The sequence below is a fragment of the Pseudoalteromonas sp. S2893 genome (assembly GCF_005887105.1).
In the GTDB taxonomy this organism is placed as follows: Bacteria; Pseudomonadota; Gammaproteobacteria; order Enterobacterales; family Alteromonadaceae; genus Pseudoalteromonas; species Pseudoalteromonas atlantica.
The window spans coordinates 1-23121 of sequence record NZ_PNCY01000006.1 but is presented as its reverse complement, the minus strand read 5'-3'; the positions used below and the strand labels follow the sequence as shown (position 1 = coordinate 23121).

22 protein-coding genes are annotated in these 23121 nt (G+C 40.2%); 11 read left to right on the top strand and 11 right to left on the bottom strand.

The features are described from left to right. Positions 1-50: 50 nt before the first annotated feature. Together ftsH and rlmE are read right to left on the bottom strand one after the other, a co-directional pair. The gene (ftsH, locus tag CWC04_RS02390; RefSeq protein WP_004587344.1) at positions 51-1994 is read right to left on the bottom strand and encodes an ATP-dependent zinc metalloprotease FtsH; all 1944 of its coding nucleotides are present in this window, start codon (positions 1992-1994) and stop codon (positions 51-53) included. A gap of 66 nt (positions 1995-2060) precedes the next feature. Beyond that, on the bottom strand, positions 2061-2690 hold the full coding sequence (gene rlmE, locus CWC04_RS02385) for a 23S rRNA (uridine(2552)-2'-O)-methyltransferase RlmE (protein WP_138684513.1): 630 nt from the start codon (positions 2688-2690) through the stop codon (positions 2061-2063). Between the two features lie 88 nt (positions 2691-2778). Between rlmE and yhbY the strand changes: the two genes are divergently transcribed. Next, positions 2779-3075, top strand: a complete 297-nt coding sequence (gene yhbY, locus CWC04_RS02380) for a ribosome assembly RNA-binding protein YhbY (protein ID WP_004587346.1) — start codon at positions 2779-2781, stop codon at positions 3073-3075. A gap of 135 nt (positions 3076-3210) precedes the next feature. Here the strand turns inward: yhbY and CWC04_RS02375 are convergent, their stop codons facing one another. After that, positions 3211-4356 carry a serine hydrolase domain-containing protein gene (locus CWC04_RS02375; protein WP_138684512.1) on the bottom strand — a complete coding sequence of 382 codons (1146 nt, stop codon included), beginning with the start codon at positions 4354-4356 and terminating at the stop codon, positions 3211-3213. Between the two features lie 115 nt (positions 4357-4471). Between CWC04_RS02375 and CWC04_RS02370 the strand changes: the two genes are divergently transcribed. From CWC04_RS02370 to CWC04_RS02345, 6 genes are all read left to right on the top strand, one after another. After that, positions 4472-5275, top strand: a complete 804-nt coding sequence (locus CWC04_RS02370) for a hypothetical protein (protein ID WP_138684511.1) — start codon at positions 4472-4474, stop codon at positions 5273-5275. 87 nt (positions 5276-5362) lie between these two features. Beyond that, positions 5363-6220 carry a MipA/OmpV family protein gene (locus CWC04_RS02365; protein ID WP_004587349.1) on the top strand — a complete coding sequence of 286 codons (858 nt, stop codon included), beginning with the start codon at positions 5363-5365 and terminating at the stop codon, positions 6218-6220. Then, positions 6210-6593 carry a DUF3019 domain-containing protein gene (locus CWC04_RS02360; RefSeq protein ID WP_004587350.1) on the top strand — a complete coding sequence of 128 codons (384 nt, stop codon included), beginning with the start codon at positions 6210-6212 and terminating at the stop codon, positions 6591-6593. The genes CWC04_RS02365 and CWC04_RS02360 overlap by 11 nt, the downstream gene beginning before the upstream one ends. Positions 6594-6788: 195 nt before the next feature. Then, positions 6789-7496, top strand: a complete 708-nt coding sequence (locus CWC04_RS02355) for a response regulator (protein WP_138684510.1) — start codon at positions 6789-6791, stop codon at positions 7494-7496. A gap of 17 nt (positions 7497-7513) precedes the next feature. Then, entirely contained in the window at positions 7514-8806 is a 1293-nt protein-coding gene (locus tag CWC04_RS02350) for a HAMP domain-containing sensor histidine kinase (protein ID WP_138684509.1), read from the top strand. Between the two features lie 205 nt (positions 8807-9011). Beyond that, positions 9012-10364, top strand: a complete 1353-nt coding sequence (locus CWC04_RS02345; RefSeq protein WP_138684508.1) for a sodium-dependent transporter — start codon at positions 9012-9014, stop codon at positions 10362-10364. A 101-nt stretch (positions 10365-10465) separates the two neighbouring features. On the opposite strand, the gene CWC04_RS02340 is transcribed toward CWC04_RS02345, so the two are convergent. Further along, positions 10466-10915 carry a GNAT family N-acetyltransferase gene (locus CWC04_RS02340; RefSeq protein WP_004587354.1) on the bottom strand — a complete coding sequence of 150 codons (450 nt, stop codon included), beginning with the start codon at positions 10913-10915 and terminating at the stop codon, positions 10466-10468. A gap of 58 nt (positions 10916-10973) precedes the next feature. Next, positions 10974-11717 carry a sporulation protein gene (locus CWC04_RS02335; RefSeq protein WP_029773443.1) on the bottom strand — a complete coding sequence of 248 codons (744 nt, stop codon included), beginning with the start codon at positions 11715-11717 and terminating at the stop codon, positions 10974-10976. Between the two features lie 266 nt (positions 11718-11983). Here CWC04_RS02335 and CWC04_RS02330 point away from each other — a divergent pair, with 266 nt between their 5' ends. Together CWC04_RS02330 and CWC04_RS02325 are read left to right on the top strand one after the other, a co-directional pair. After that, entirely contained in the window at positions 11984-13558 is a 1575-nt protein-coding gene (locus CWC04_RS02330) for a cation:proton antiporter domain-containing protein (protein WP_054982159.1), read from the top strand. A gap of 405 nt (positions 13559-13963) precedes the next feature. Further along, positions 13964-14185, top strand: coding sequence for a DUF3820 family protein (locus CWC04_RS02325; RefSeq protein WP_004587357.1), 222 nt, complete (start codon positions 13964-13966; stop codon positions 14183-14185). 311 nt (positions 14186-14496) lie between these two features. On the opposite strand, the gene CWC04_RS02320 is transcribed toward CWC04_RS02325, so the two are convergent. The 6 genes from CWC04_RS02320 to ilvY all read right to left on the bottom strand — a co-directional run bounded on the left by CWC04_RS02320 (position 14497) and on the right by ilvY (position 19904). After that, positions 14497-15744 carry an ATP-binding protein gene (locus tag CWC04_RS02320; RefSeq protein WP_126006328.1) on the bottom strand — a complete coding sequence of 416 codons (1248 nt, stop codon included), beginning with the start codon at positions 15742-15744 and terminating at the stop codon, positions 14497-14499. A 23-nt stretch (positions 15745-15767) separates the two neighbouring features. Beyond that, complete coding sequence (locus CWC04_RS02315; protein ID WP_024031826.1) at positions 15768-16460, bottom strand: response regulator; 693 nt, start codon at positions 16458-16460, stop codon at positions 15768-15770. 14 nt (positions 16461-16474) lie between these two features. Then, on the bottom strand, positions 16475-16855 hold the full coding sequence (locus tag CWC04_RS02310; RefSeq protein ID WP_171038551.1) for a DUF3019 domain-containing protein: 381 nt from the start codon (positions 16853-16855) through the stop codon (positions 16475-16477). 1 nt (position 16856) lies between these two features. Beyond that, positions 16857-17666: a MipA/OmpV family protein gene (locus tag CWC04_RS02305; RefSeq protein WP_138684506.1), complete on the bottom strand. Its 810-nt coding sequence runs from the start codon at positions 17664-17666 to the stop codon at positions 16857-16859. A 164-nt stretch (positions 17667-17830) separates the two neighbouring features. After that, positions 17831-18877, bottom strand: a complete 1047-nt coding sequence (locus CWC04_RS02300; protein WP_004587362.1) for a GGDEF domain-containing protein — start codon at positions 18875-18877, stop codon at positions 17831-17833. A gap of 121 nt (positions 18878-18998) precedes the next feature. Next, on the bottom strand, positions 18999-19904 hold the full coding sequence (ilvY, locus tag CWC04_RS02295) for an HTH-type transcriptional activator IlvY (RefSeq protein ID WP_121637162.1): 906 nt from the start codon (positions 19902-19904) through the stop codon (positions 18999-19001). Between the two features lie 139 nt (positions 19905-20043). Here ilvY and ilvC point away from each other — a divergent pair, with 139 nt between their 5' ends. Then, on the top strand, positions 20044-21516 hold the full coding sequence (gene ilvC, locus CWC04_RS02290) for a ketol-acid reductoisomerase (protein WP_126006323.1): 1473 nt from the start codon (positions 20044-20046) through the stop codon (positions 21514-21516). A gap of 164 nt (positions 21517-21680) precedes the next feature. After that, a partial coding sequence (locus CWC04_RS02285) for a methyl-accepting chemotaxis protein (RefSeq protein ID WP_138684505.1) occupies positions 21681-23121 on the top strand: 1441 nt, incomplete at its 3' end.

Here is a 23121-nt window from a genome sequence, read left to right as displayed (position 1 = left end):
GATACAAAAAAGCCCCGAAGTACGGGGCTTTTAAAGTATTATTTTAACGATTATTCAGCTTTATCATCAAGGTTTGTTTCATCTTTTTTCGATGAATCATCCGGTTTTTGGCTTTCATCAACCGGCTTTTCTTGAGGTGCAACTGTTTTAGTTGGCTTATCGTCTAAACGGTCGTGTGCATCACGTGGTTCACGCACAGGCTGACGCGCCATTAAATCATCAATTTGTTTAGCATCAATTGTTTCGTATTTCATTAATGCATCTTTCATCGCATGAAGAATATCAATATTTTCTTTTAATATATCTTCTGCTCTTTGATAATTACGGTCTGAGAATAAGCGTACTTCGGCATCAATTACTTTAGCTGTTTCATCAGACATGCTCATTGCGCGACCACCGCCGCCACCCATGTACATCTCGTTTTGATCTTCAGCGTAAAGTAACGGACCTAGTTTTTCACTCAAGCCCCACTGCGTTACCATTTTACGTGCAATATCTGTTGCACGCTCAATGTCGTTACTCGCACCCGTTGTTACTTTGTCTTCGCCATAGATAAGTGCTTCAGCAATTCGGCCACCGTAAAGGCTTGAAATCATTGACTCTAAAAGCTCTTTAGAATGACTAACACGGTCCTGTTCAGGTAAGTACATAGTTACACCAAGGGCACGGCCACGTGGAATAATCGACACTTTATAAACTGGGTCGTGCTCTGGCACCATACGGCCAACAATAGCATGGCCCGCTTCATGGTAAGCCGTCATTTCTTTCTCTTGCTCACTCATCACCATGGTCTTGCGCTCTGCACCCATCATGATTTTATCTTTAGCAGCATCAAATTCAGCCATACTTACAACACGTTTATTACCACGTGCGGCATAAAGTGCGGCTTCGTTTACAAGATTTGCTAAATCAGCACCAGAGAAACCAGGCGTACCACGTGCAATAACTGCCGCTTCTACGTTATCGCCTAATGGCACTTTACGCATATGTACTTTAAGAATTTGCTCACGGCCGCGAATATCAGGCAAGCCAACCACTACTTGACGGTCAAAACGACCAGGACGTAGTAATGCAGGGTCTAGTACGTCAGGGCGGTTAGTTGCCGCTATAACGATAATACCTTCGTTACCTTCAAAACCATCCATTTCTACTAGCATTTGGTTTAGTGTTTGTTCACGTTCGTCGTGTCCACCGCCCATGCCAGCGCCACGCTTACGACCTACAGCATCAATCTCATCTATAAAGATAATACAGGGTGCAGCCTTTTTAGCTTGCTCAAACATGTCACGTACACGCGATGCGCCCACACCAACAAACATTTCAACAAAGTCAGAACCTGAAATGGTGAAAAACGGTACTTTTGCTTCACCGGCTACGGCTTTAGCAAGTAATGTTTTACCCGTACCAGGAGGACCCACCATTAGTACGCCCTTAGGAATACTACCACCAAGTTTTTGGAACTTAGAAGGGTCACGTAAAAAGTCTACTAACTCTGTTACGTCGTCTTTTGCTTCATCACAACCTGCTACATCAGCAAAAGTTGTTTTAACTTGGTCTTCGCTCATCAGGCGCGCTTTGCTTTTACCAAACGACATTGCGCCTTTACCGCCACCGCCTTGCATTTGACGCATGAAGAATATCCATACACCTATAAGCAGCAACATTGGGAACCAAGAGATAAAAATACTTGCTAAAAACGATTGTTCTTCAGGCTGAACGCCTTTCACATTTACATCGTTTTTAAGTAAATCATTAATTAAATCTTCATCGTACATTGGCATTGTGGTTTGAAAACGTTCACCACTGCTTTTAGTACCTGTAATATTACCCGTTCCACGGTCAATAATAACTTCTTGTAAAGAGCCGCTACGCACGTCTTTTACAAATTGAGTGTAACTTGTTTGACGATCAACTTGATCGCCGCCATTAAAGCTCTGAAATACTGACATTAGCACAACTGCAATAACCAGCCAGAGTATTAGATTTTTCGCCATATCGCTCAAGGGGTTAACCTCTTGTATCCAATTAATTTAAATTCAACTAAACGCCAAGCAACTGTACTACAGTTTGTAGCCGGTCGCTACTATATATACTTCCCGAGAACGGGCACGTGAGGCATCAGGTTTGCGTATTTTCACTGCTTTAAAACTATTACGAACGTCTTGCAAGTATTGATCAAAGCCTTCACCTTGAAACACTTTAACAACAAATGCACCATTTTTCTTTAATACTTGATGACACATATCAAGTGCTAATTCTACCAAATACATGCTACCCGCTTGATCTACCGAGTTATTACCGCTCATATTTGGTGCCATGTCAGAGAGTACCACATCAACATTTTTACCATCAATGCGTTTTAACAATGCATCAAGTACGGCTTCTTCACGAAAATCGCCTTGTAAAAAGTCAACCCCCGCAAGTGAGTCCATAGGTAATATGTCACACGCAACAACCTGACCTTTATCAGATACTTTCTCGGCTAAGTATTGTGACCAACTGCCAGGTGCAGCACCTAAATCAACAACGGTCATACCAGGGCGAATCAGTTTATCTTTATTTTGGATCTCATCTAATTTGAAAACAGCTCGAGAACGCCAGCCTTTTTTTTGCGCTTGCTGAACATATTGATCATCAAAATGTTCTTTCAGCCATCGCTTTGAACTGGCTGAATGTTTTTTATTTGTCATAAATTAACACGCAACTAATTAGTAATATTCTTTAGATGGCGTTAGAATACCCTTAATTCAAGCCATATTCAGCAAAATTTGTATAAACATGACATTATCAAACAAACAAAAGCAGTTTTTAAAAGGTCAGGCACATAGCCTTAAGCCTGTAGTTTTACTAGGTTCTAACGGTTTAACCGAGGGCGTAGTAGTCGAAATTCAAAGTGCATTAGAAATTCACGAATTGATTAAAGTAAAAGTACCTACTGACGATCGTGAAACAAAAGCACTTATTTTTGATGCAATCGTTCGTGAAACCGGCGCTACTAAGCTACAAACAATAGGTCACACTGTTGTATTGTATCGTCAAAGTGCAGAAAAAAAGATTCAATTACCACGCGCATAAGTTAATTGTGCAGTGAGCTTTTTATAAAAAAACCAGCATTAAGCTGGTTTTTTTATTATATGTACTTATTTATGCTTTTTACCTTTAAACAATAAATTTAAAGCACGGCGCTTTTTAGGCAATTTTAGGCCTGTTTTATTTAGTGCGTTTGTATTTTAATAAACGGTCTAAAAATTCAGTAGTTAATTCATTTATCACGCCTGTTTCCGCGTTAACAATCAAGCTAAAACCCACATTTAAATGCGGTATAACCACTAAGTCACTGCGATAGCCTTGCACCCAGCCACTATGATAATAAAGCGTTTCATCGTTATAGTTATAAACACGCCAGCCTAATCCATAATAAGCTTGTTCTAATTCCTTTTTCCATACTCGTCTATAACGCTCTTTTTTTGTAAGTGTATAAGGACGTGTTTGTGTAGCAAGTGCATCTAAAGAAAGTACATCTAGGTTTTGCCCTAATTGCGCATTTAACCATTTTGCCATATCGGTGGCACTTGCATTTACGCCCGCAGCCGGGCCGACTTTATAATAGTTTTTTTTCAGCTTGGCTGTGTACCAACGTTTTTTGCCTCTAACATGCGGCAGCGCATAATTTTTATCCTGCACCATTGCATCGTAGCCTAAGCTGGTATCGCTCATTTTTAATGGTGTAAAAATTCCCTCTTGCAGCCACTGGTCATATTTTTTATTGGTACTGCTGTAAATGACATCATCAATTAAACTAAACATCACATTTTGATAGCCATAGCATTGGCCTGGTTCGCAAATGGGCTTTACTGTTAATAGCTTTTCGACAATATCGGGGTAATCCATTCTTGATTCGATTAAATTGTCATACGCATTAGGAACCAAACCGCTGGAGTGGCTTAATAAGTGAAATACTTTTAAATTATCTTTATAAACCGTGCCTTTAAAGGCAGGTATATACTCACTTACCGGTTTAAATAAATCTATTAACCCTTCACTTGCAAGCTTTGCAGTTAACGACCCTGCAAATGTTTTTGACACCGAAGCCAACCTAAAGCGGGTGTGGCGGTTAACCTGTGTGCCACTTCTTGCCTTGGTGCGGCCCATGGTGTGGATATAATCGGCGTTACCAATACTCACTATCGAAAGCGCAGCGCCAGGAATACCTTTACTGTTGAGTTTTTTTTCTGCGTAGCGTCCATACTGTTTTACGAATCCATCCCAGCTTGAGTCTGCTTTAGCTATTGCCTGAAGCGATAAAGATAGACAAATAGCGACCCAAACATACATAAAATTAGTGAGATACTTCATTCGTTACAAATTTATTCTTTTTTAACTACATCTATGTGCATAATATCATGAAGTTTTGATAGGACTAACGTACAATGTTGCGATTATTGGCTTTTTAAGTGGATGTTAAGTATTTATGCGTTTTATAGTTGTATCACTTTTTATATTATTATCAGCAGGTTGTGCAATTACCAAGCAGCCGGCCGAGCCTTTGGCTTTACCGTTAAAGCCAACATTAAAGAGCGAAACTTACCAGCTTGAGTATAAAACAGAGCACGCATCGCCAAAAGTTAAGTCTGTACAGTTACCGGCGCACAAAGTAACACGCGGCCAAACAGTGCGTATTACAACCGATAAAGCAAGCGTAACTGACACGCTATTAAAGCAAATAACCCAAGCCTTGAACGATAAAGGCTTAGAAGTGACTGATAGCAAAAACAGTGACTACACGTTAGCTATTCATCAGTTAGATTTAGCATTTACTGACGATACAAAATATGCGTTAACTCAACCTGAAAACCCTTACCCTTTATTTGCCAAAGTAGCGCAGCAATACCCTACTCAACAATGCGCCACCATACTAGCGCAAGTGAGCATGCGCATTACGCACCGCGCCTCTGGCGATGTGGTGTGGTTTGCAAAATCATCAATAGACAGCGCAAGCTTCCACCGTGAGCCTTTATTGTTTAGCTTTGCCCGAGAGCAAAAAATTACTAATGAGTTAGAAGTGGCAACATTTGTACATCAACAAAATACCGAGCAAGCCCGTATAGCGCGCGCAGGTAAGGAAGTAACTGTACCGCCCTTTAAAACCATTACTAAATTAAGCAGCTTAACTAAACTACAAGGCCCATGTACGCGTACAGAGGTGAGTGCCTTAACGCCTATGATGCAATATTACTTAAGCAGTATTTTAATTGACAAAATAAAAGTGCAATAACGTAAAAAACTACATTTTTTTACAGATTCAAGGATTCACTTACCAATATAATACGCTTAATAACAAATAATAATTAGGTCCCCAGGGATGAAAAACGCTTTCTTACAGCATACTTTTATTAATAGCGTATTGCTTTGCGCCAGTTTTTTGAGCTTTCAAAGCCAGGCAAGCAATCGATACTATGCTGATAACACGCTAGAGCCCACCCAAGGCTTTGCGTGGGATTGGAGCGCTGGGGCTGGTTATTATGTAGAAGACTCTTACCTAATTGGCCTTGATTCCTACGACGATGGCATTGAACTCGATTTAAGCCTGGCTATTTCCTACGAAAACTTTTATCTCGACTTTGATCATAACCAATTAAGCGGCGGCTTAGTTGTGGGTTACAGCCTTATAGATAAATTTGATTGGGGCTTGGATATATTAGGCACCAATACTCAGGCTGGCTTTGATGACAAAGGTTTAGGTTTTTACAACCACGGTGTAATAGAAGAGCTTGCGGGTATAAAATCGCGTAATTACGATTTTGATGCTGGGCTAAGATTAACGCGCCGCTTTGAAAACTCGCAAATTTCGTTTGAGTTTTTACATGATATTACAGGTACACATAATGGCTGGGTGTTTAACACCTTTTTTAGCCATATTTTGCCATGGCGTAATTGGGAGTTTAGATCTGGGGTGGGTATTAGCGCTTATTCGGGCAGTTTTACTAACTATTACTTTGGTATAGATGCAGACGAAGCCACCGCTAATCGCCCTATTTACACCCCTAATGGCAGTACCAGTATTATGTTTGAGTTTCATGCTGAGTACCCTATTTCTCAAGATTGGGTGTTTTTGTCTGGCTGGTTAACAACGTGGTTTTCAAAAGAAATAGACGACAGCCCCATTATTTCTCAAGGGTATCAACATAAAGCCAAGGTAGGCCTACGTTATGTATTTTAGATGGATCTGTTTATTATTGATCTTCCCTGCTATTTCATCTGCTAAAACCACAGATAAAACGGCCCCATTAATTGCGCTGCCCGACACTTGTGTTGCACTACGTGAGGGCCGTAATTGCTACGCTGATGTAACGCTTAGCTGGCAGCAACCAACTATTGGTAATTACTGCCTAAGAGACGCAACATCAAAATATATAATGCAATGCTGGTTAAAGCAGCAACAAGGCGTATTTGAATATACCTTCGACTCCCAGCAAAGTATTTCTTTTGAATTGTTTGATAGTAATACAGCCCAAGTTATTGCCACAACAGAGGTTAAACTGCAGTGGGTTTATCAAAATAGACAAAAAAAACGCCGCTGGCGCTTGTTCTAATTAGAGGTGTGACCTTTCGTGATTGATTTTACAGCAATGTGTTTGGTAATTAAGTAAGTCAGCGTTTATAAAGTGTGGTCGTTCACCTAAATAGGCACTAACGCAGCATAAATCCCAAACCTATGCAGCCCTTAGGGTTATTTAAGGGCGAGTTTCAATCCACACACGGCAACCCTCTAACACTAAGGAAGCTTTATGGATAATTACGGCACTATTTTATTAGTTGAAGATGACATCTCTTTAGCCCAATGGGTTGCAGAGTACTTAACCGAGCAAGGCTATACCACCCATGTTTGCCACCGCGGCGATGAAGTAATAAGCCACGTAAAAAACTTAAACCCTAACATAGTCCTGCTCGACATTATGTTGCCAGGCCAAGACGGTATAAGTGTGTGCAGAGAGCTACGTAGCTTTTACACCGCGCCCATTATTATGCTGACCGCCCGCGATGATGAAATGGATGAAGTAATTGGTTTAGAAGTAGGTGCGAGTGATTACATCATGAAGCCAGTGCGCCCTCGCGCATTACTGGCTCGCATAAAAGCAGCACTGCGCCTTACCAGCGAACCGACTAAAGTAACCACTAACGAGAGTGTGATTACTGTAGGCGCACTCAGTATTGATACTCAATCACGCAGTGTAACGCTTAATAATCAAGATATGGCTATTTCTAGTGCTGAGTACCTCCTACTGCACTATTTAGCCAGTAATGCAGGCCAAGTAGTCTCGCGTGATGCTGTGTTTAAAGCAACCAAAGGCCGTGAATACGATGGGCTTGATAGAAGTGTTGATGTACTAATATCTGCGCTGCGCAAAAAGTTTCATGATGACCCGCAAAACCCAGAAAAAATTAAAACAATTTGGGGGCGTGGTTATTTACTTGTTGCCACTGCGTGGGAATAGTAACCGTGGCGGTTTAAATGAAAAAATTTTACATTTCACTACTCGGTAGTGCGCTGCTTTCTATTGTTGTATTGGGCTGGCTAATCGATGCATTTAGCCAACAAACTCAAACACCGCATGATGAATTTAGCCTACAAAGCCAAATGATCAACGGCTTTAGTAAACATTTGAGTAGTGTAGCGACCTCAGAGCGCGCAGCTTATGTAAAGCAATTGGCAGATGACTTTAATGTAAAGCTTGATTACAAAAACAATGAATCTCTTGCCCTGCCGCCGTCTTTAATACTACAAATGCATACCCAAAGCGGCCTTATTTTAGAAGATCAGCAAGGTTTTTATATGCTCTACAGTAGCGAAGTATTGTCGCCTTATCATCTTTCCATGCGCCTAGATAAAGGCTTTGAAACAGATCAGCGCAACGATATTATTTTAACTTTGTTGTTTTATGCTGGACTCTGCATTTTTATGGGCTTTATTATTGCCCCACTAGCTAAACGCTTAACAGTATTAAACGATGCGGCTAAAAAGTTTGCCGCAGGTGATGTACAAGCGAGAATAAAGGTCTCTCACTTTACCTACATAAGAGATGTTGAGCTTACATTTAACCGCATGGCTAGCCAAATAGAAAAGCTCGTGGCGGAAAACAAATTAATGGCATCGAGCTTATCGCACGATATTAGAACCCCTATCGCATGTTTACGCTTTGGCTTAGATGCTGCGCTCGACAGCGCAGATATGCCTAAAGTTAAACAATACCTTGTGCGTATGGAAAACGATCTCGATCATATGGAATCGATGCTTAAAAGCTATTTAGCCTTTGCAACCCTTGAGCAAAATGCCAACCAGCTCACCTACTCGCAAACTAATTTATCGCACTATCTTGAAGATTTACTTACACAGCTTTCGCCTAAAATTGAAACCAGCCAACTTAAAATACAACTAAACAGTAGTGACGATATGGTTTTTGCTGACTTACATTGGCTTGCTCGGGCTATTAGTAATTTAATTGGCAATGCCTGCGACTTTGCAAAAGACACCATTTATGTCAGTGCAAAGCGCGATGAGCATTATTTATATATTACAGTTGAAGATGATGGCCCAGGCATCGCACCAGAGAACTTTAATAACGTTTTTAGCCCGTTTTTTAGAGAAGAAAGCCACCGTAACCGTGCTGATAAAAGCTATGGCTTAGGCTTAGCCATTGTTGCAAAAGTGGCAGATTGGCATCACGGCAGTGTAAGTGTTAGTAAAAGTTCGCGGCTTCAAGGGGCGTGTTTCACCCTTAAAATTGGCCAGCATCACGATTCGTAAAACATTATTTACACAACTGTAATTAACATTTATTACACAAAATCAACTCCTTATTCTAAACCTGTTGATAACATTAATTAAATGCATCGCGTGATAGACACACCAGACGATAATTATTGTCACAATTGAGCAAATAAGTACTTTTTATTTATTTGCAATTCCAGTAGATTGTCAGCGCCGTCAAAAAATAGAGAAGTACAACAATATGAGCGCAGTTAGAGGTGAGTTTAGCTCTCGCTTTGGATTTATAATGGCCGCCGCAGGCTCTGCAGTAGGTTTAGGTAATATTTGGGGTTTCCCTACCCAAACAGCAAGTAATGGTGGTGCCGCTTTTTTAGTCGCTTATTTGGTACTCGCGTTCTTTTTAGCATACCCCGCACTTATGGCTGAGCTTATAATTGGCCGCCACGGACAAGCTAATGCGGTGTCTTCTTTAACAAAAATAACATCACACGCGTGGCAAAAGCGCTTTGCTTTTATCGTTGGTTTTGGCGGGATTTTATGTGCGGGCTTTATTTTAAGTTTTTATGCCATTGTGGCAGGCTGGATGCTCAGCGCAACAATTGAACCTATCACTACATTAGCTGGTGCAAACCAAGCTTCAACGTGGTTAAGTGAGCAGTCACTTTCACGAAACATCATTTTTACAGTGGTATTTATCATACTCACCGTGGCTATTATTAGTCGTGGCGTAGAAAACGGCATAGAAAAATGGTCTAAGCGTCTGATGCCTGCGCTTTTAGGTATTTTATTTGCCTTAATTGCCTACGTTATGACCCAAGAAGGTGCTATGCAAGGGCTTAAAGCCTATTTAGTGCCTGATTTTTCATCTATATTTGATGCAAATTTACTCGTAAGTGCACTCGGGCAAGCGTTTTTCTCTTTGTCATTAGGCACCAGCGTGATGATTATTTATGGCTCTTACATAAGTAAAAAAGAAAACCTAGTCACGCTAGGCGCATATGTAACCTTAATAGATGTGTTTATCGCGTTTGTAGCGGGCCTTTTAATTATACCAGCCATGTATGTCGCACAAGCTCAGGGCGTAGAAATTTTTTCATCTACAGGCAAACTTCTCTCTGAAGACACACTGGTGTTTCAAGTGCTACCAGCATTGTTTGATGGTATGGGCTCTGTGGGTTTATTTATAGGCTTTGCATTTTTTGCCCTAATGAGTATAGCCGCACTTACCTCCTCTATTTCAATGTTAGAGGCGCCGGTATCGTATACGGTGGAGCGCTTTGCAATGAGCCGCCTGCAGGCAACATGGCTAATTGGCGCGCTAATAAGCGCAGTGAGCATTACCATAGTATGTAACTTAGGAAGCTTATTTGGTTTAGTGATTACCCTAACAACTAAAGTTGCTCAGCCTTTGCTTGGCTTAATGTGTTGTATTTTTGTTGGCTGGATTTGGTACCGTGGCTCACTACTAAAAGCAATACAGCAAGGTAACCCTGAGGTTCATAACACACTATTTTGGAAAGTATGGCCTGTATACACTAAGTTTGTGTGCCCTATAGCTATTGGTGCTGTGTTTTTACATTCGGTGTTAAGTTAAAACGTTATTTTTAACTAACCCGAGTTCAGATTAAGTTCTAAATTAAGTAAAGCCCACGCGTGAAGTGGGCTTTTTAATAGCTTAAATTTACTCGTAATAAATTAGCTTAGCGTATTTAACACCATATCTTGATGAGGGATGCCATCTTCTAGGTATTGCTCCCCTACTTCTGTAAAGCCAAAAGAGCGATAAAATGCTAATAAATAGGTTTGTGCGCCTATATAAATATGACGCTGTGGCCACTGCTTTTTACAACATGCTATGGCCGCATTTACAAGCTCAGTAGCCCGCCCTTTACCTCGCTCACTTTTGCAAACCAGTACACGGCCTATTGCACTGTACTGCTCGTTTTTTTCATAGCAGCGGGCATAAGCTAATAAACTATTATCTGCAATTGCATATAAATGCTGAGTACTAGGGTTAATGTCTACTTCATCAAGCTCAGGGTAAGGACACGTTTGCTCTACTACAAATACATCAACACGGCCGCGCATTATCGTAAATAAAGTACGCGTATCAAGCGCATCAAAATGCGCACATTTAAACGACATATAAAATCCTAAAATAAAAAACCCAGCCTAAGCTGGGTTTAGTTAAATTACGCATCACTTAGGCAAACAAACGCTCTAATTGGTCGCACAACTGCGATAAATTCACATGGTCGTGCTCTATGGTTAAATCAACATAACCATCGCCTCTAAATGCTCTATCCAGCTCAATTAAAACATGCGTTTTGTGTGCTTCTGGTACAAACGATAATTCAATCTCTTGAATACCAAATAAGCTGCGGCTATTAGGCTTGTATTCTAACTCTTGATAACACCCCGATACCGACTGAAAAGTAGGCGCACGTAAATGGCCTTTTTCAACATCAGCTTTTAATAAGCTAAACCCTAATTTATCCATTGCTTGCATACAGGTTTTAACAGCTTCGTTAGGGTAAATATGCAAATGGTCTTTATCTGTAGGGTCTAGTGCTAAATCAATATCAAGGCCTGTTTCAATCCATACATGTGATTGGTTGTAGCCGGCATTAATTTCAGTAATTGGCGTTTCTGGATGAAGGCGCGCTTCAAATGGAATACTTTTAACTTCACCTGGCTCAATGGTGCCTATATCGGTTATACGCCACTGATCAATTACGTGATTAGTAAAGTACTCACCTTCTTCTCCATCAACTTTAACGCGAGTCATTAAAAACAAATCAAGGCCAGCAATTTCTTGAGCCACATCGCCTGCAGTTATAACGATATTAGCGTTAAAAAGCTGCCCTGGCTGAAGATGCTCAGTTTCTAAAATTGTATCTACTTTTGCAGCGCCAATACCTACCGACGCTAAAATCTTTTTAAACATATCTATCTCCTTAAGCTGAGCGGCACAGTTTTTTGCTCAAGCTTAAACTCCTTCGTTAAAGCATCTTAACCATATTTAAAAGCCAATGTCAGTGAAAAAATGTTATTTACATGCTATTTACGATTAAATACGTGTTTAATGTGCATTTTTTATACGCAGCTGGGCAAGTAATTGATTAAACGCGCTCATTTTTAGGGCTATTTTTATTTTCAATGGTATAAAATTTTCGCTACACTGCAATCCCAAATGAAGTGATATTAAGAATTATGGAACTAATCTATTTTGCCGCCGCGTTTGTTTGTGGCTTTGGTGTTTATCAATTAAAACTTCCTCCCCTTATTGGCTTTTTACTTGCCGGTTTTGCATTAAATTTATCTGGCTATAAAAGCACCGAACTACTCGATACCATTGCGGCACTGGGTGTAACACTTCTTTTATTTAGTATTGGCTTAAAACTTAAAGTAAACAGCTTAATCAAGCCCCAAGTATGGGCACCCGCTACCCTACACATTATTTTTAGCAGTGCATTATTTAGTGGCTTTATGTTACTGCTAGGTATTTTTGCTGTGCCTATGTTTGTTGATTTAAGCTGGCAAAGTGCCTTATTAGTTGGGTTTGCGCTAAGCTTTTCAAGCACTGTATTTGCGGTAAAAGTACTTGAAGAGCGCGGTGAAATGGCAAGCCTACACGGAAAAATAGCCATTGGCATTTTAGTTATGCAGGATATTTTTGCGGTTATATTTTTAGCCATTAGCACTGGCAAAGTACCTAATATGTGGGCTCTTGCTTTAATTATTGCACTCCCTTTAGTGCGCCCACTTATGTATGCAGTGCTTAACCGCTCTAAACATGGTGAGCTATTGCCGTTATTTGGCTTTTTCTTTGCGTTGGTAGCCGGTTATAACGCATTTGATTTTGCAGGTTTAAAAGGCGATTTAGGCGCACTCATTATGGGGATGATGTTTGCGCCACATAAAAAGGCGGGAGAGCTTTCAAAGTCGCTGCTTAATTTAAAAGATATTTTGCTGGTCGGTTTTTTCTTAAGCATTGGTTTAAACGCAGAGCTTACAGCTAATTCATTAATTGTAGCGTTAATCCTTATATTTGTGCTGCCAGTTAAAACCTTACTTTATTATGTGTTTACGAATACCTTTAAGCTCAGAGCACGCACCTCGTTACTCACTGCATTTAGCCTTGCTAATTTTAGTGAGTTTGGCCTTATTGTGTGTGCTGTGGCAGCCTCTACAGGCATGATCACCTCAGAGTGGCTGGCGGTAATGGCTATTGCGGTGTCTATTACCTTTGTTATTGCATCGCCTCTTAATAAACGCTCAAACGAGTTATACGTAAAAATTGAGCGCTGGTTATTAAAATTCGAAAGCAAAACCCGCTTAGCTGAAGAGCTACCCGTTAATTTAAACGACACTAAAATCGTTATATTTGGTATGGGCCGCATAGGTACAGGTGCCTACGAAACAATAAATGCGACTCACCCTAATGTAGTGGCGGGCATTGATATAAAACCAGAGGTGGTAGAAAAACATATTAAACGCAATAGAAAGGTACTCCTTGCCGATGCCACCGACCCTGACTTTTGGCAGCGCGTTAACCACTCCCATGTTGAAATGGTCATGTTAGCTATGCCAAAGCATATGCAAAATATTTTTGCACTAGAGCAATTACAAGCCTCAGGCTATAACGGCCAAGTAACAGCTATCGCCAATTACCCTGATCAACAAAAAGAGCTTGAACAGATGGGCGTAAACTCGACCTATAACTTTTATTTAGAAGCAGGAAGTGGTTTTGCCGAGCACGTAAAGCAAGAGCTATTCGAAAAATAGCACTTTTATACTAAACAATAAAAACAACCAAATGAAAACGCCTTATTTTTAACAATGCTTTTTTATTAGTTTTAGTTTAAAAACTCATTTTATTTACATTCCTTTACATTACTTCTCTCTATCTGTAAAAAAAACAGATAAACTACCGGTGTTGTTTAAATAAACGCCTTCGCACCTATGTCGCATAATTAGACTCCAGCTAATTAATGCAGGGTAAGCATTTATTTATCAACACAAATTTATTCAATCAGAGGGCCTACTCCCTCGTTCAATAGGCTGTTTCTTGCCCGTCACAGCCTATTTTATTTCTGTTTACTTGCCCGCTTACCCAGCCACTATTTAATGCGTTTATTATTAATAAGCAGTAGTATTACTATTATACGTTTTATCAATTACTGACTTATTATGGATACAGCCGAACTCAAGCTCGCCATTAATACAATTATGCCCTTTGGAAAATACGCAGGCAGACCTCTGCTGCTTTTGCCAGAGCCCTACCTAGTGTGGTTTAAACAGCAAGGGTTTCCAGAAAGTAAACTCGGAGCGCAGCTTGCAATGATGTACGAGGTTAAATTAAATGGGCTTGAGCAAATGCTGATGCCCCTACTTAAAAAAAATGAAAAATAATTGAGAACTTTTTCCACGTAGCCGGGTCTACTATTTTGCTACTTGTTGATTTTGGTTTTTAACCACAAAAAGCGCCTTAGGCGCTTTTTTTATGTCTGGCGTTTTTAGGTGAATTGCTTTTATACCAATCCGCATAATAAAGTGATCTATTTTGAGGATGGAAAACGTGTGGATAGCTAAGCAAAAAATTCGCTATTTAGTTGTTCTCGGCAATTACTCCTGCATTGCTCTACCTTCTGCATCCATGCAATCGTAAATGAGAATTTTTAACGTAGGTAGCGACACATTTGGCCCCACAAAATGATTAAGTATTATTGTGGATAGGTATTAGGTAAGGTAACTATAAACTTAGCGCCACCAAGCGATGAGTCAGTGATTGAATAGTGCCCTTTATGCCACGATACAATTTTTGCCACTATTGCTAAGCCTAAACCAAAGCCCCCTGTGCTTTTATCACGGCTTTTATCTAAACGAGTAAAAGGTTTAAATACGCTTTCTCTGTCGCTTTTTAAAATACCTTCTCCGTCATCTTCCACAATAAAGTAAATTGCATCACCCTGCGCTTTGAGTGTGACATCAACACGACTAACAGCGTACTTTAACGCATTGCCCACCAGGTTTTGCATTACACGCGCAATAAAGTGCGCATCACACTTGTACACTAGAGCCTGTGGTAACACCGCATTAAACTCTATGCCGCTTGCAAAATTTAGCTTATTAATGACCGATTGTGTTAAGGCAGCCAAGTCAACGTCGCTTCTAGCTAAGCTTGGTTGCTGCGAATCAAGCCGAGCATATTCAAGCATTTCACACACAAGCGCTTCAAGTTCGCTTATATCTGCCTGCATATTAGTTAGGTAATGCTGCCCTTTTTCCGATTGCAGTGTTTCTTCTAACATGGCTATACCAAATTTTAATCGTGCAAGGGGCGTTCTAAATTCATGAGATACAGAGGAGGTCAGTTCTTGTTGCGCACTAAGAAGATGCTCTATGCGCTGCTGCATTACTTTTAGAGTATCAGTAACGGGTAAAAAAAACGATTTAGAAGGACTGCTTAAGTTAAAGTCTTGCGAGCCATCTACCGCTTCGCACGCATGGCGTAACTTAGAAAAATCACGCCATAGTAAAAAGCTCCACAGCCCCACAGGTAACCCTACAATAGCCAGTAACATTAAATACGGGATAACAGAGCTTTCAGGTGCTTTTATAACGCCTACAGGACCAATTTGAAGTAGTTTGTTATCACCAAGCTCAACATACCACACTATGCGCTGCTTTTTATCATACAGGTACAGGTAATGATTTTTATCTAATGAGGCTTGCTGCTTAAGGGGTAAAATAAGATCTTTGCGGGCAATAACTTGGCTTTCAAAGCTGTGTTTTAGCTTATCTAGACCATCATCGGTTTGCGATAATAACCAAAGTGCTTGGCCAAACTCATCATCTAACAGCACTTGCTGCTGCGTCTCTTCGTAAGGCCAAATTTGTTCTATAACACCACTAACAATAAATAAAGAAACAATGATATAAACATATAAACTTATAAATAGTTTGCCCATTATTCCTTATTTACCTTCATATATTATTTTTCCCAGGCGTCTGATACAAACAAGTAACCTTGCCCCCACACGGTTTTTATACGGTAAGGTTTATCGCTGTTATCACCTAGCTTTTTGCGAATTCGTGACACGCGTACATCAACGGTACGGTCAAGCCCGTCGTATTGACGACCAATCATATGTTGATGAACATGTTCACGGCTTAGTACTTCGCCTGCATTTGAGGCAAGTAGCCATAATAGCTCAAACTCATGGGATGTCAGTACTATTTCGTTTTCGTTTAATTTAACAATTCGGCTGGTTTTATCAATGACTAAATCACCAAACTGAATCTCTTCTGCGGCCTTAACCACGGGTTGCCCGCGACGCAGTAATGCATTTACACGCGCCAGTAAAACACGCGGTTCTGCAGGTTTTACCACATAGTCATCTGCGCCAAGCTCTAAGCCAATCACCTGATCAAAGTCTTCACCTTTTGCAGTAAGCATTAAAATTGGCAACGAAAACTTATCACGTACTTGTCGACATACGCTAAAGCCATCTTTACCTGGCAACATAATATCTAAAATCATTAAATCAGCAGCGTTATTCTCAAGATAACTAAATACTTCATCACCACGGCTTAATACGTCTACTTCTAAGCCATTATGTTCAAGATAATCTTTTGTTAGTTGTTGTAAACCTAGGTCATCTTCAACAAGTAAAATTTTTGGCATGAGTTGCTCCTAAATTAAAAATAGCTCCATGGAGAGCGAAGCCTGCGCCTACTTTTTTTAGCATCAGCACTTTGCACTTCAACGTGTGTTTTAGCAATTAACACACCGGTATGAGGATTGATTAAGGAGTATATGGTCTCTACCTGAACACGCGCTTTATACTCAAACTCACCAACAGCCTGCTGTTGCCAGCATTTAATCAGTTTGTTTTGTTGGTACAGGCATGCATCGCTTGACGATGGTTGCTGCCAATTAAACTTTAAATCGAGATCGCAAAACGCTTGCTGCTCAGACACAACACACACTTTGGGAGAGACCTTTAAAGACGCATTTTGCGCTACAACGGGAGGGCTAAACAGAAAAACTGTAAGCACAATCAACATTAAATACTTCATATTAAAAAGTATGATCGAATCCTATAAAAGCAGTCATTGAATAGTTACGTTCAAAAAGCGGACTGCCATCCATAGCTGAATAGTCGTAATATGCTACATGAAAACGAAGACTGTTAGCCTCACTCAATGGCCAACTGGCGTCGATTTTAGCATAAGGTTGCCAGCTACTACCAACGTCAATTTTACCTAATGAGGTTTCGTGTGCTTTTAAACCATAATAGTAGCTGTTTAATTCAGCTGATTTATAGTTAACCCCAAGCGTTGGCTTTAACTTTAAACGCCCTACTTCACTGTGGTACTGCCATTGTATAGCGCCCCGAGTACCGTTATAAACATTACTTATATCGTGTAATAACTGTATCGATAGCACATGGTTTTGCTGCACATAATGATAGCTTCCCCCAGCATCTAGGGCTAAATGGCGATTATCAATATTATCGATATTTATTTTTTTAGGCTGGGGATTATTTTGCGCTAATGCAGAAGCACCTGCGGTTGCTGGTAAAACAAAGAGGTTATTAGGATGCCAATCAATAAAAAAGCGTGACTCTGCGTTCAGTTCTGAAACGATATTAAAATGATGCTTTTGATTTTCTTTAAGTGTGAAGCCAAGGCGACCATTATCGAAAAACCAACGCTCGCCATAAAAAGCAATGCGCGGGATCACAGGGAGCGGGACGTTTTTTCCGCCATGCAGAGGGTTGGTAATAACACCCGCGCCGACACTTAGATTTACATGCCACTTTTTAACAGTAATATGTTGCTGCGCATACTCTTGTTCGTTGTAGGCCTGCGAAGCTGTGCTAGGCACGCAAACAAAACACACCACAAAGCAAAAAATGTAAATAAAAGTATTGAGCCGCATTAACCTAATCTAAATGAGTAAATAAGTAAGTGACCCATACTAGCAAGGTAAGCACAAATGTGCGCCACCTGGTTACAATCATTCACAATTTTTATACATGCGTATCACATTTAAATATCAGGGGCTATTTCAATACGGTTGCGACCATGTGTTTTAGCTATATATAAAGCACGGTCGGCGCGCTCAATAAGTACCGAACCTTTCGTGAATGGACGTAAAATAGCGAGCCCAAAACTTGCAGAAATTGCACGTTTAGAATTTACATCATCTTTTTTACGGATAGTTAATGAGGCAATATCTAAACGAATTTTATCAGCAAACACCATAATCTCGTTGATGCTGTCAAAATACCCGGTAATACAAAACTCCTCACCACCATAGCGGTAAACATTCAGGCTATCGGAAATATTTTGCGAAACTTTTTTGGCTACTAATTTAAGTACTTCATCGCCTTTTTGATGACCAAAATCGTCGTTAAAACGTTTAAAGTGATCAATATCAAACATGATTAGTACCGCCAATACGCTCTCGTCAGCTTGCTCTGAATAGGTTTGACAAAACTGCTGAATATCATCATCAAACTTTCTTCTATTAAAAAAGCCTGTCAGGGGGTCTGTATCGGCTGCTTCTTGAGAAAGGTTAAGTGCTTCTTTTAAATCTTTAATTTCGTTATAGGCTACCGCAAGCTTAGTTTGAAATTCTCGCGCATAGTCTTGCATAGCCACCGACTCGTCGGTTAAGCGTTCAACACAACCGAGTATTTCGTTAAACGAATTTACATTAGCTAAACTTGCTAACTCATTTTGAGAATCTACCAACGACGTGGTAAAGCTTTTAGAGTGATCGAGGGTAACGCTTATATCATGCTGTACTTGCTCCATAGTGCCATGGAAGCGATCTGCCATTTCTTGAAAAAACACTAAGTCATCTTCGCTTAAATGCTTATCAAAAATTTCTTTTGCTTTATTTTGAGTACATGTTTGTTGCTCAGCAATGACGTGATCAAGCTCAGCATTTAATGCTGGCTTACTGCCTTGCACATAGCAATACCAAATAGCGTAATTGATAGGCGTTACCGGCATTCGGTATTTTACCATCAGAGGAATTGCTTTTTTTAAACATTGAGCAGAATGAGCGAGCGATACAGCATGATCCATAATTATTATAAACTCTCGTGCGTCATTATTTTTTATTATTAAGCTTTCATGTTAAGTAATAGTAAACTCATACGCAACTGTTAATCATACTATTTACTGAATTATATTAATCGTTAAAAGCTTAAATAACATTTGCGCCTAAAGTTTGTGCAATATTCCATAATGCACTGATTGCAGGGTCGTTAAGCTCTTTTTTTAGCACCGCCAAACCAATATCGAACCCTTCTGGCTGGTAATTTTCACTGGGCAGTACGTGTACCTTGTCTTGTAGCGGACTATTATCTAGCACTATTTTGGGAACCATGGCGACACCTAATCCTAGGCTCACCATAGACACCATAGCTTCGTGCCCGGCTACTTGTGCATAAATTTTTCCATGCACATTATTTTTCCGCCACCACTGCTCTAACCGCTGCCTAGAAAAACCTTGCTCAGGTACAATAAACTCCAGTTCTGACCAATCAATATGTGGGGCGTTTTTCGCTATTTTTTCGCTGATTGGGCATTGAATTTTAGGGCCAATAAGGACCAGTGGAGAGTGGCCTATATTAACAAAAGCAATTTGAGCAGGCAGTTTACTTGGCCGTGCAGCAATAGCCATTGATTCATGGGCATCCAGCACACGGTTTATTGCCAACGCCGGATCGCCGGTATTTAGCGTTATTTCTATATGCTGATGCTGCGCGCGGAGCTGTTCTAATATTTGATGCAAAAAACTATACGAGGCGGTGACTGAGCAATAAATACTCACATTACCGTAAATATGCTGGGTTGGGTCTTTCACATTCGCTTTAAAGCGCTGCCAATTCGCCAGTGTAGAGGTGGCGTAATCAATAAACGACTCCCCTTCTTTAGTTAATTTTACACTTCGGTTATCGCGTATAAATAAAGCAACGCCTACCTCATCTTCAAGCTGCTTAATATTGCGACTTAATGTAGGTGCACTTATATGGCATAGCTCGCTCGCCCTGGCAAAATGGAGTGTTTTAGCTAATGCCAAAAAGTAATTTAAATGCTTATGATCCATTACATGCCTCTACGTTTCATTTTTTGAAATACTTTAGTGCAAATATATCATTTTACGCAAGTAAAGTTTTTTTTTATGGTGTGTTTAAGCAAAGCAAATACGCTTTGCATCTAACAAACACGAATTATAGGACACTAACATGGCGAATTATTTTAATACCTTACCTTTACGCGAGCAGTTAGCTCAATTAGCGCAATGTGAATTTATGGACCCAAGTGAATTTACCGATGGTGTTGATGCACTTAAAGGTAAAAAGCTGGTTATTGTTGGCTGTGGCGCACAAGGTCTTAACCAAGGTTTAAACTTACGTGACTCAGGCCTAGATGTATCGTACACGTTACGTCAATCAGCAATTGATGAGCGTCGTCAGTCATACCTAAATGCATCTGAAAACGGTTTTACTGTAGGCACGTACGAAGAGCTAATTCCGACCGCTGACGTAGTATTAAACCTAACACCAGATAAGCAACATACTGCCGTTGTAACTGCCATTATGCCTTTAATGAAACAAGGCTCTACACTTGCTTACTCGCACGGTTTTAATATTGTTGAAGAAGGCATGCAAATTCGTGAAGACATTACGGTAATCATGGTTGCTCCTAAGTGTCCTGGCTCTGAAGTTCGCGAAGAATACAAACGCGGCTTTGGTGTACCTACTCTTATTGCTGTTCACCCAGAAAACGACCCACAAGGTCACGGCTTAGCACAAGCTAAAGCCTACGCTGCGGGTACCGGTGGTCATCGTGCCGGTGTACTTAAGTCATCGTTTATCGCTGAAGTTAAATCAGACTTAATGGGCGAGCAAACAATTCTTTGTGGCATGTTACAAACCGGTTCAATTTTATGTTTTGATAAAATGATTGAAAAAGGCATTGATGCGGGTTACGCATCAAAACTAATTCAATACGGCTGGGAAGTAATTACCGAAGCCCTTAAATACGGCGGCGTTACTAACATGCTTGACCGTTTATCAAACCCTGCAAAAGTAAAAGCGTTTGAACTAAGCGAAGAACTTAAAGTTATTATGCGCCCGCTTTATAACAAGCACCAAGATGACATTATCGACGGTACTTTCTCACGCGTAATGATGGAAGATTGGGCAAACGACGATGCAAACTTACTAAAATGGCGTGCAGAAACTGCCGAAACTAACTTTGAAAAAACCCCTGCTGGTGATGTAGAAATCTCTGAGCAAGAGTTTTTCGATAACGGTATTTTAATGGTTGCTATGGTTAAAGCGGGCGTTGAGCTTGCATTTGAAACCATGACTGCAGCGGGCATTATTGACGAGTCTGCTTATTATGAGTCTTTACACGAAACACCGTTAATTGCCAACACAATAGCACGTAAAAAGTTATTCGAAATGAACCGTACTATTTCTGATACTGCAGAATACGGCTGTTACTTATACAACCATGCGTGTTTACCATTATTGGCCGATTTTATGAAAAACATCGACACCGATGTTATTGGTAAAGGCTTAAATGAGCAAAGTAACCAAGTAGATAACCAAACATTGATTCAAATTAACACTGCACTACGTGAGCACCCTGTTGAAATTGTTGGCGCTAGACTACGCGGCTACATGTCAGCTATGAAGAAAATTGTATAACTAGTTTCGCTTGTTAGAAACCAAGCCCACATGCATACGCTGTGGGCTTTTTCGTGCTAGTAATAATAAAAAGCGAGTATACCCTTTTAGATATATTGCAATAATTAGCGCTTAATTAATAATGTGCTAACATGGCTATCTACCTAGTTGTAAAGTTAAATAATATGACGATAAAAAACCTAACTATCACTCAAAAAATCACCATTTTAGGCAGTACCATTGCAATCTGTGTCGCTGCATTAATTGGTTTAACGTCTTTATATAGCTCTGAAGATATTATAGAACGACGTATGATTGAATCTGAGCTACCCAGCAAATTACACAGTATTAGTAATCAAATTGGTGGCGAAATAAACGAACTACTAGGTGCTGCACAGCAACTATCATCAAATGAATTTATCTTAGAGTGGGCGCGCTCAAATAACCAAGACGACACTCTACTGCTCAAAGAATTAAACCGCGTAGCAAAGCAGTTTGATTTAGCAACGGCGTCGTGGGCTAACCGTGATACAGCACAATATTGGAACCAACACGGATTTTTACGCGTGCTTAAAAACGATGCGGCTGATGGGTGGTTTTTTGGCTTTACCAACTCAAATAACCCGTACTCAATCAGTATTTATCAAGAATCCCCGACTGATGTAAAAATGTTTGTAAATCATCAACAAACAAATGGGCTTGGATTAGCGGGGCTTGCAAAAAGCATTACCGACATGCAAAAGCTATTACAACAATTTAAAATTGAGCAAACAGGCTTTGTGTTTATTGCAGATAAAAGCGGCTTAATTCAGTTACATAAAGATGCAAATAAAGTGGCTAAAGTAAACATAGACACACTTTATGGCAGTAATGTTCATAGTACTTTGTATAACCCTTCTGGTTTTGCAATTACAGAATTATCACTTAATAACGAAGCCACATTTTTAGCAGCCATGCCAATAGCCAATACCGACTTATACGTATTAGCCCAAGTACCTAAAAGTGAGGTGTTTGCGACAGTAGGTACATTGGAGTGGCAAATATTTACCTTTACGCTAGTGATAGCCCTCGTTGCTAGCATGCTAAGTTACTTGTTAGCACGTTCTTTAGCGTCACCGCTTTCGGATATGGCCGAGCTGTTCTCACGTTTAGGATCAGGCGATGCTAATTTAGCGTACCGTTTGCCAGAGTCTAATCAGCCAGAGCTAAACAATTTAAGCCATGGCTTTAACCAGTTTATTCATAAAATTGAAACTGCCATAAAGCAAGTCGCCAACGAAAGTACAGAAATACGCCAAAGTTCTAATCATGTATTTGAACAAGCAAAAAACAACTCGCAGTCTATTGATAATCAAAAAGAGCAAACCATTTCGGTAGCTGCAGCCATTAACGAAATGGGCGCAACTGTACAAGAAATAGCACAAAGTGCGGCTAATGCAGCCAAGTTAACGCAAAGCAGTCAAGAAAACACCAGCCAAAGCCATCAGCAAGTACTGCAAAGCCAAGCTACAATTTCAGCGCTTGCCACTGATATTGACGGCATTACCGAGCAAGTAACACTGCTTTCTAAAAAAACAATTGATATAGCGAGTATTGTTGACTCTATTCGCGGCATTTCAGAGCAAA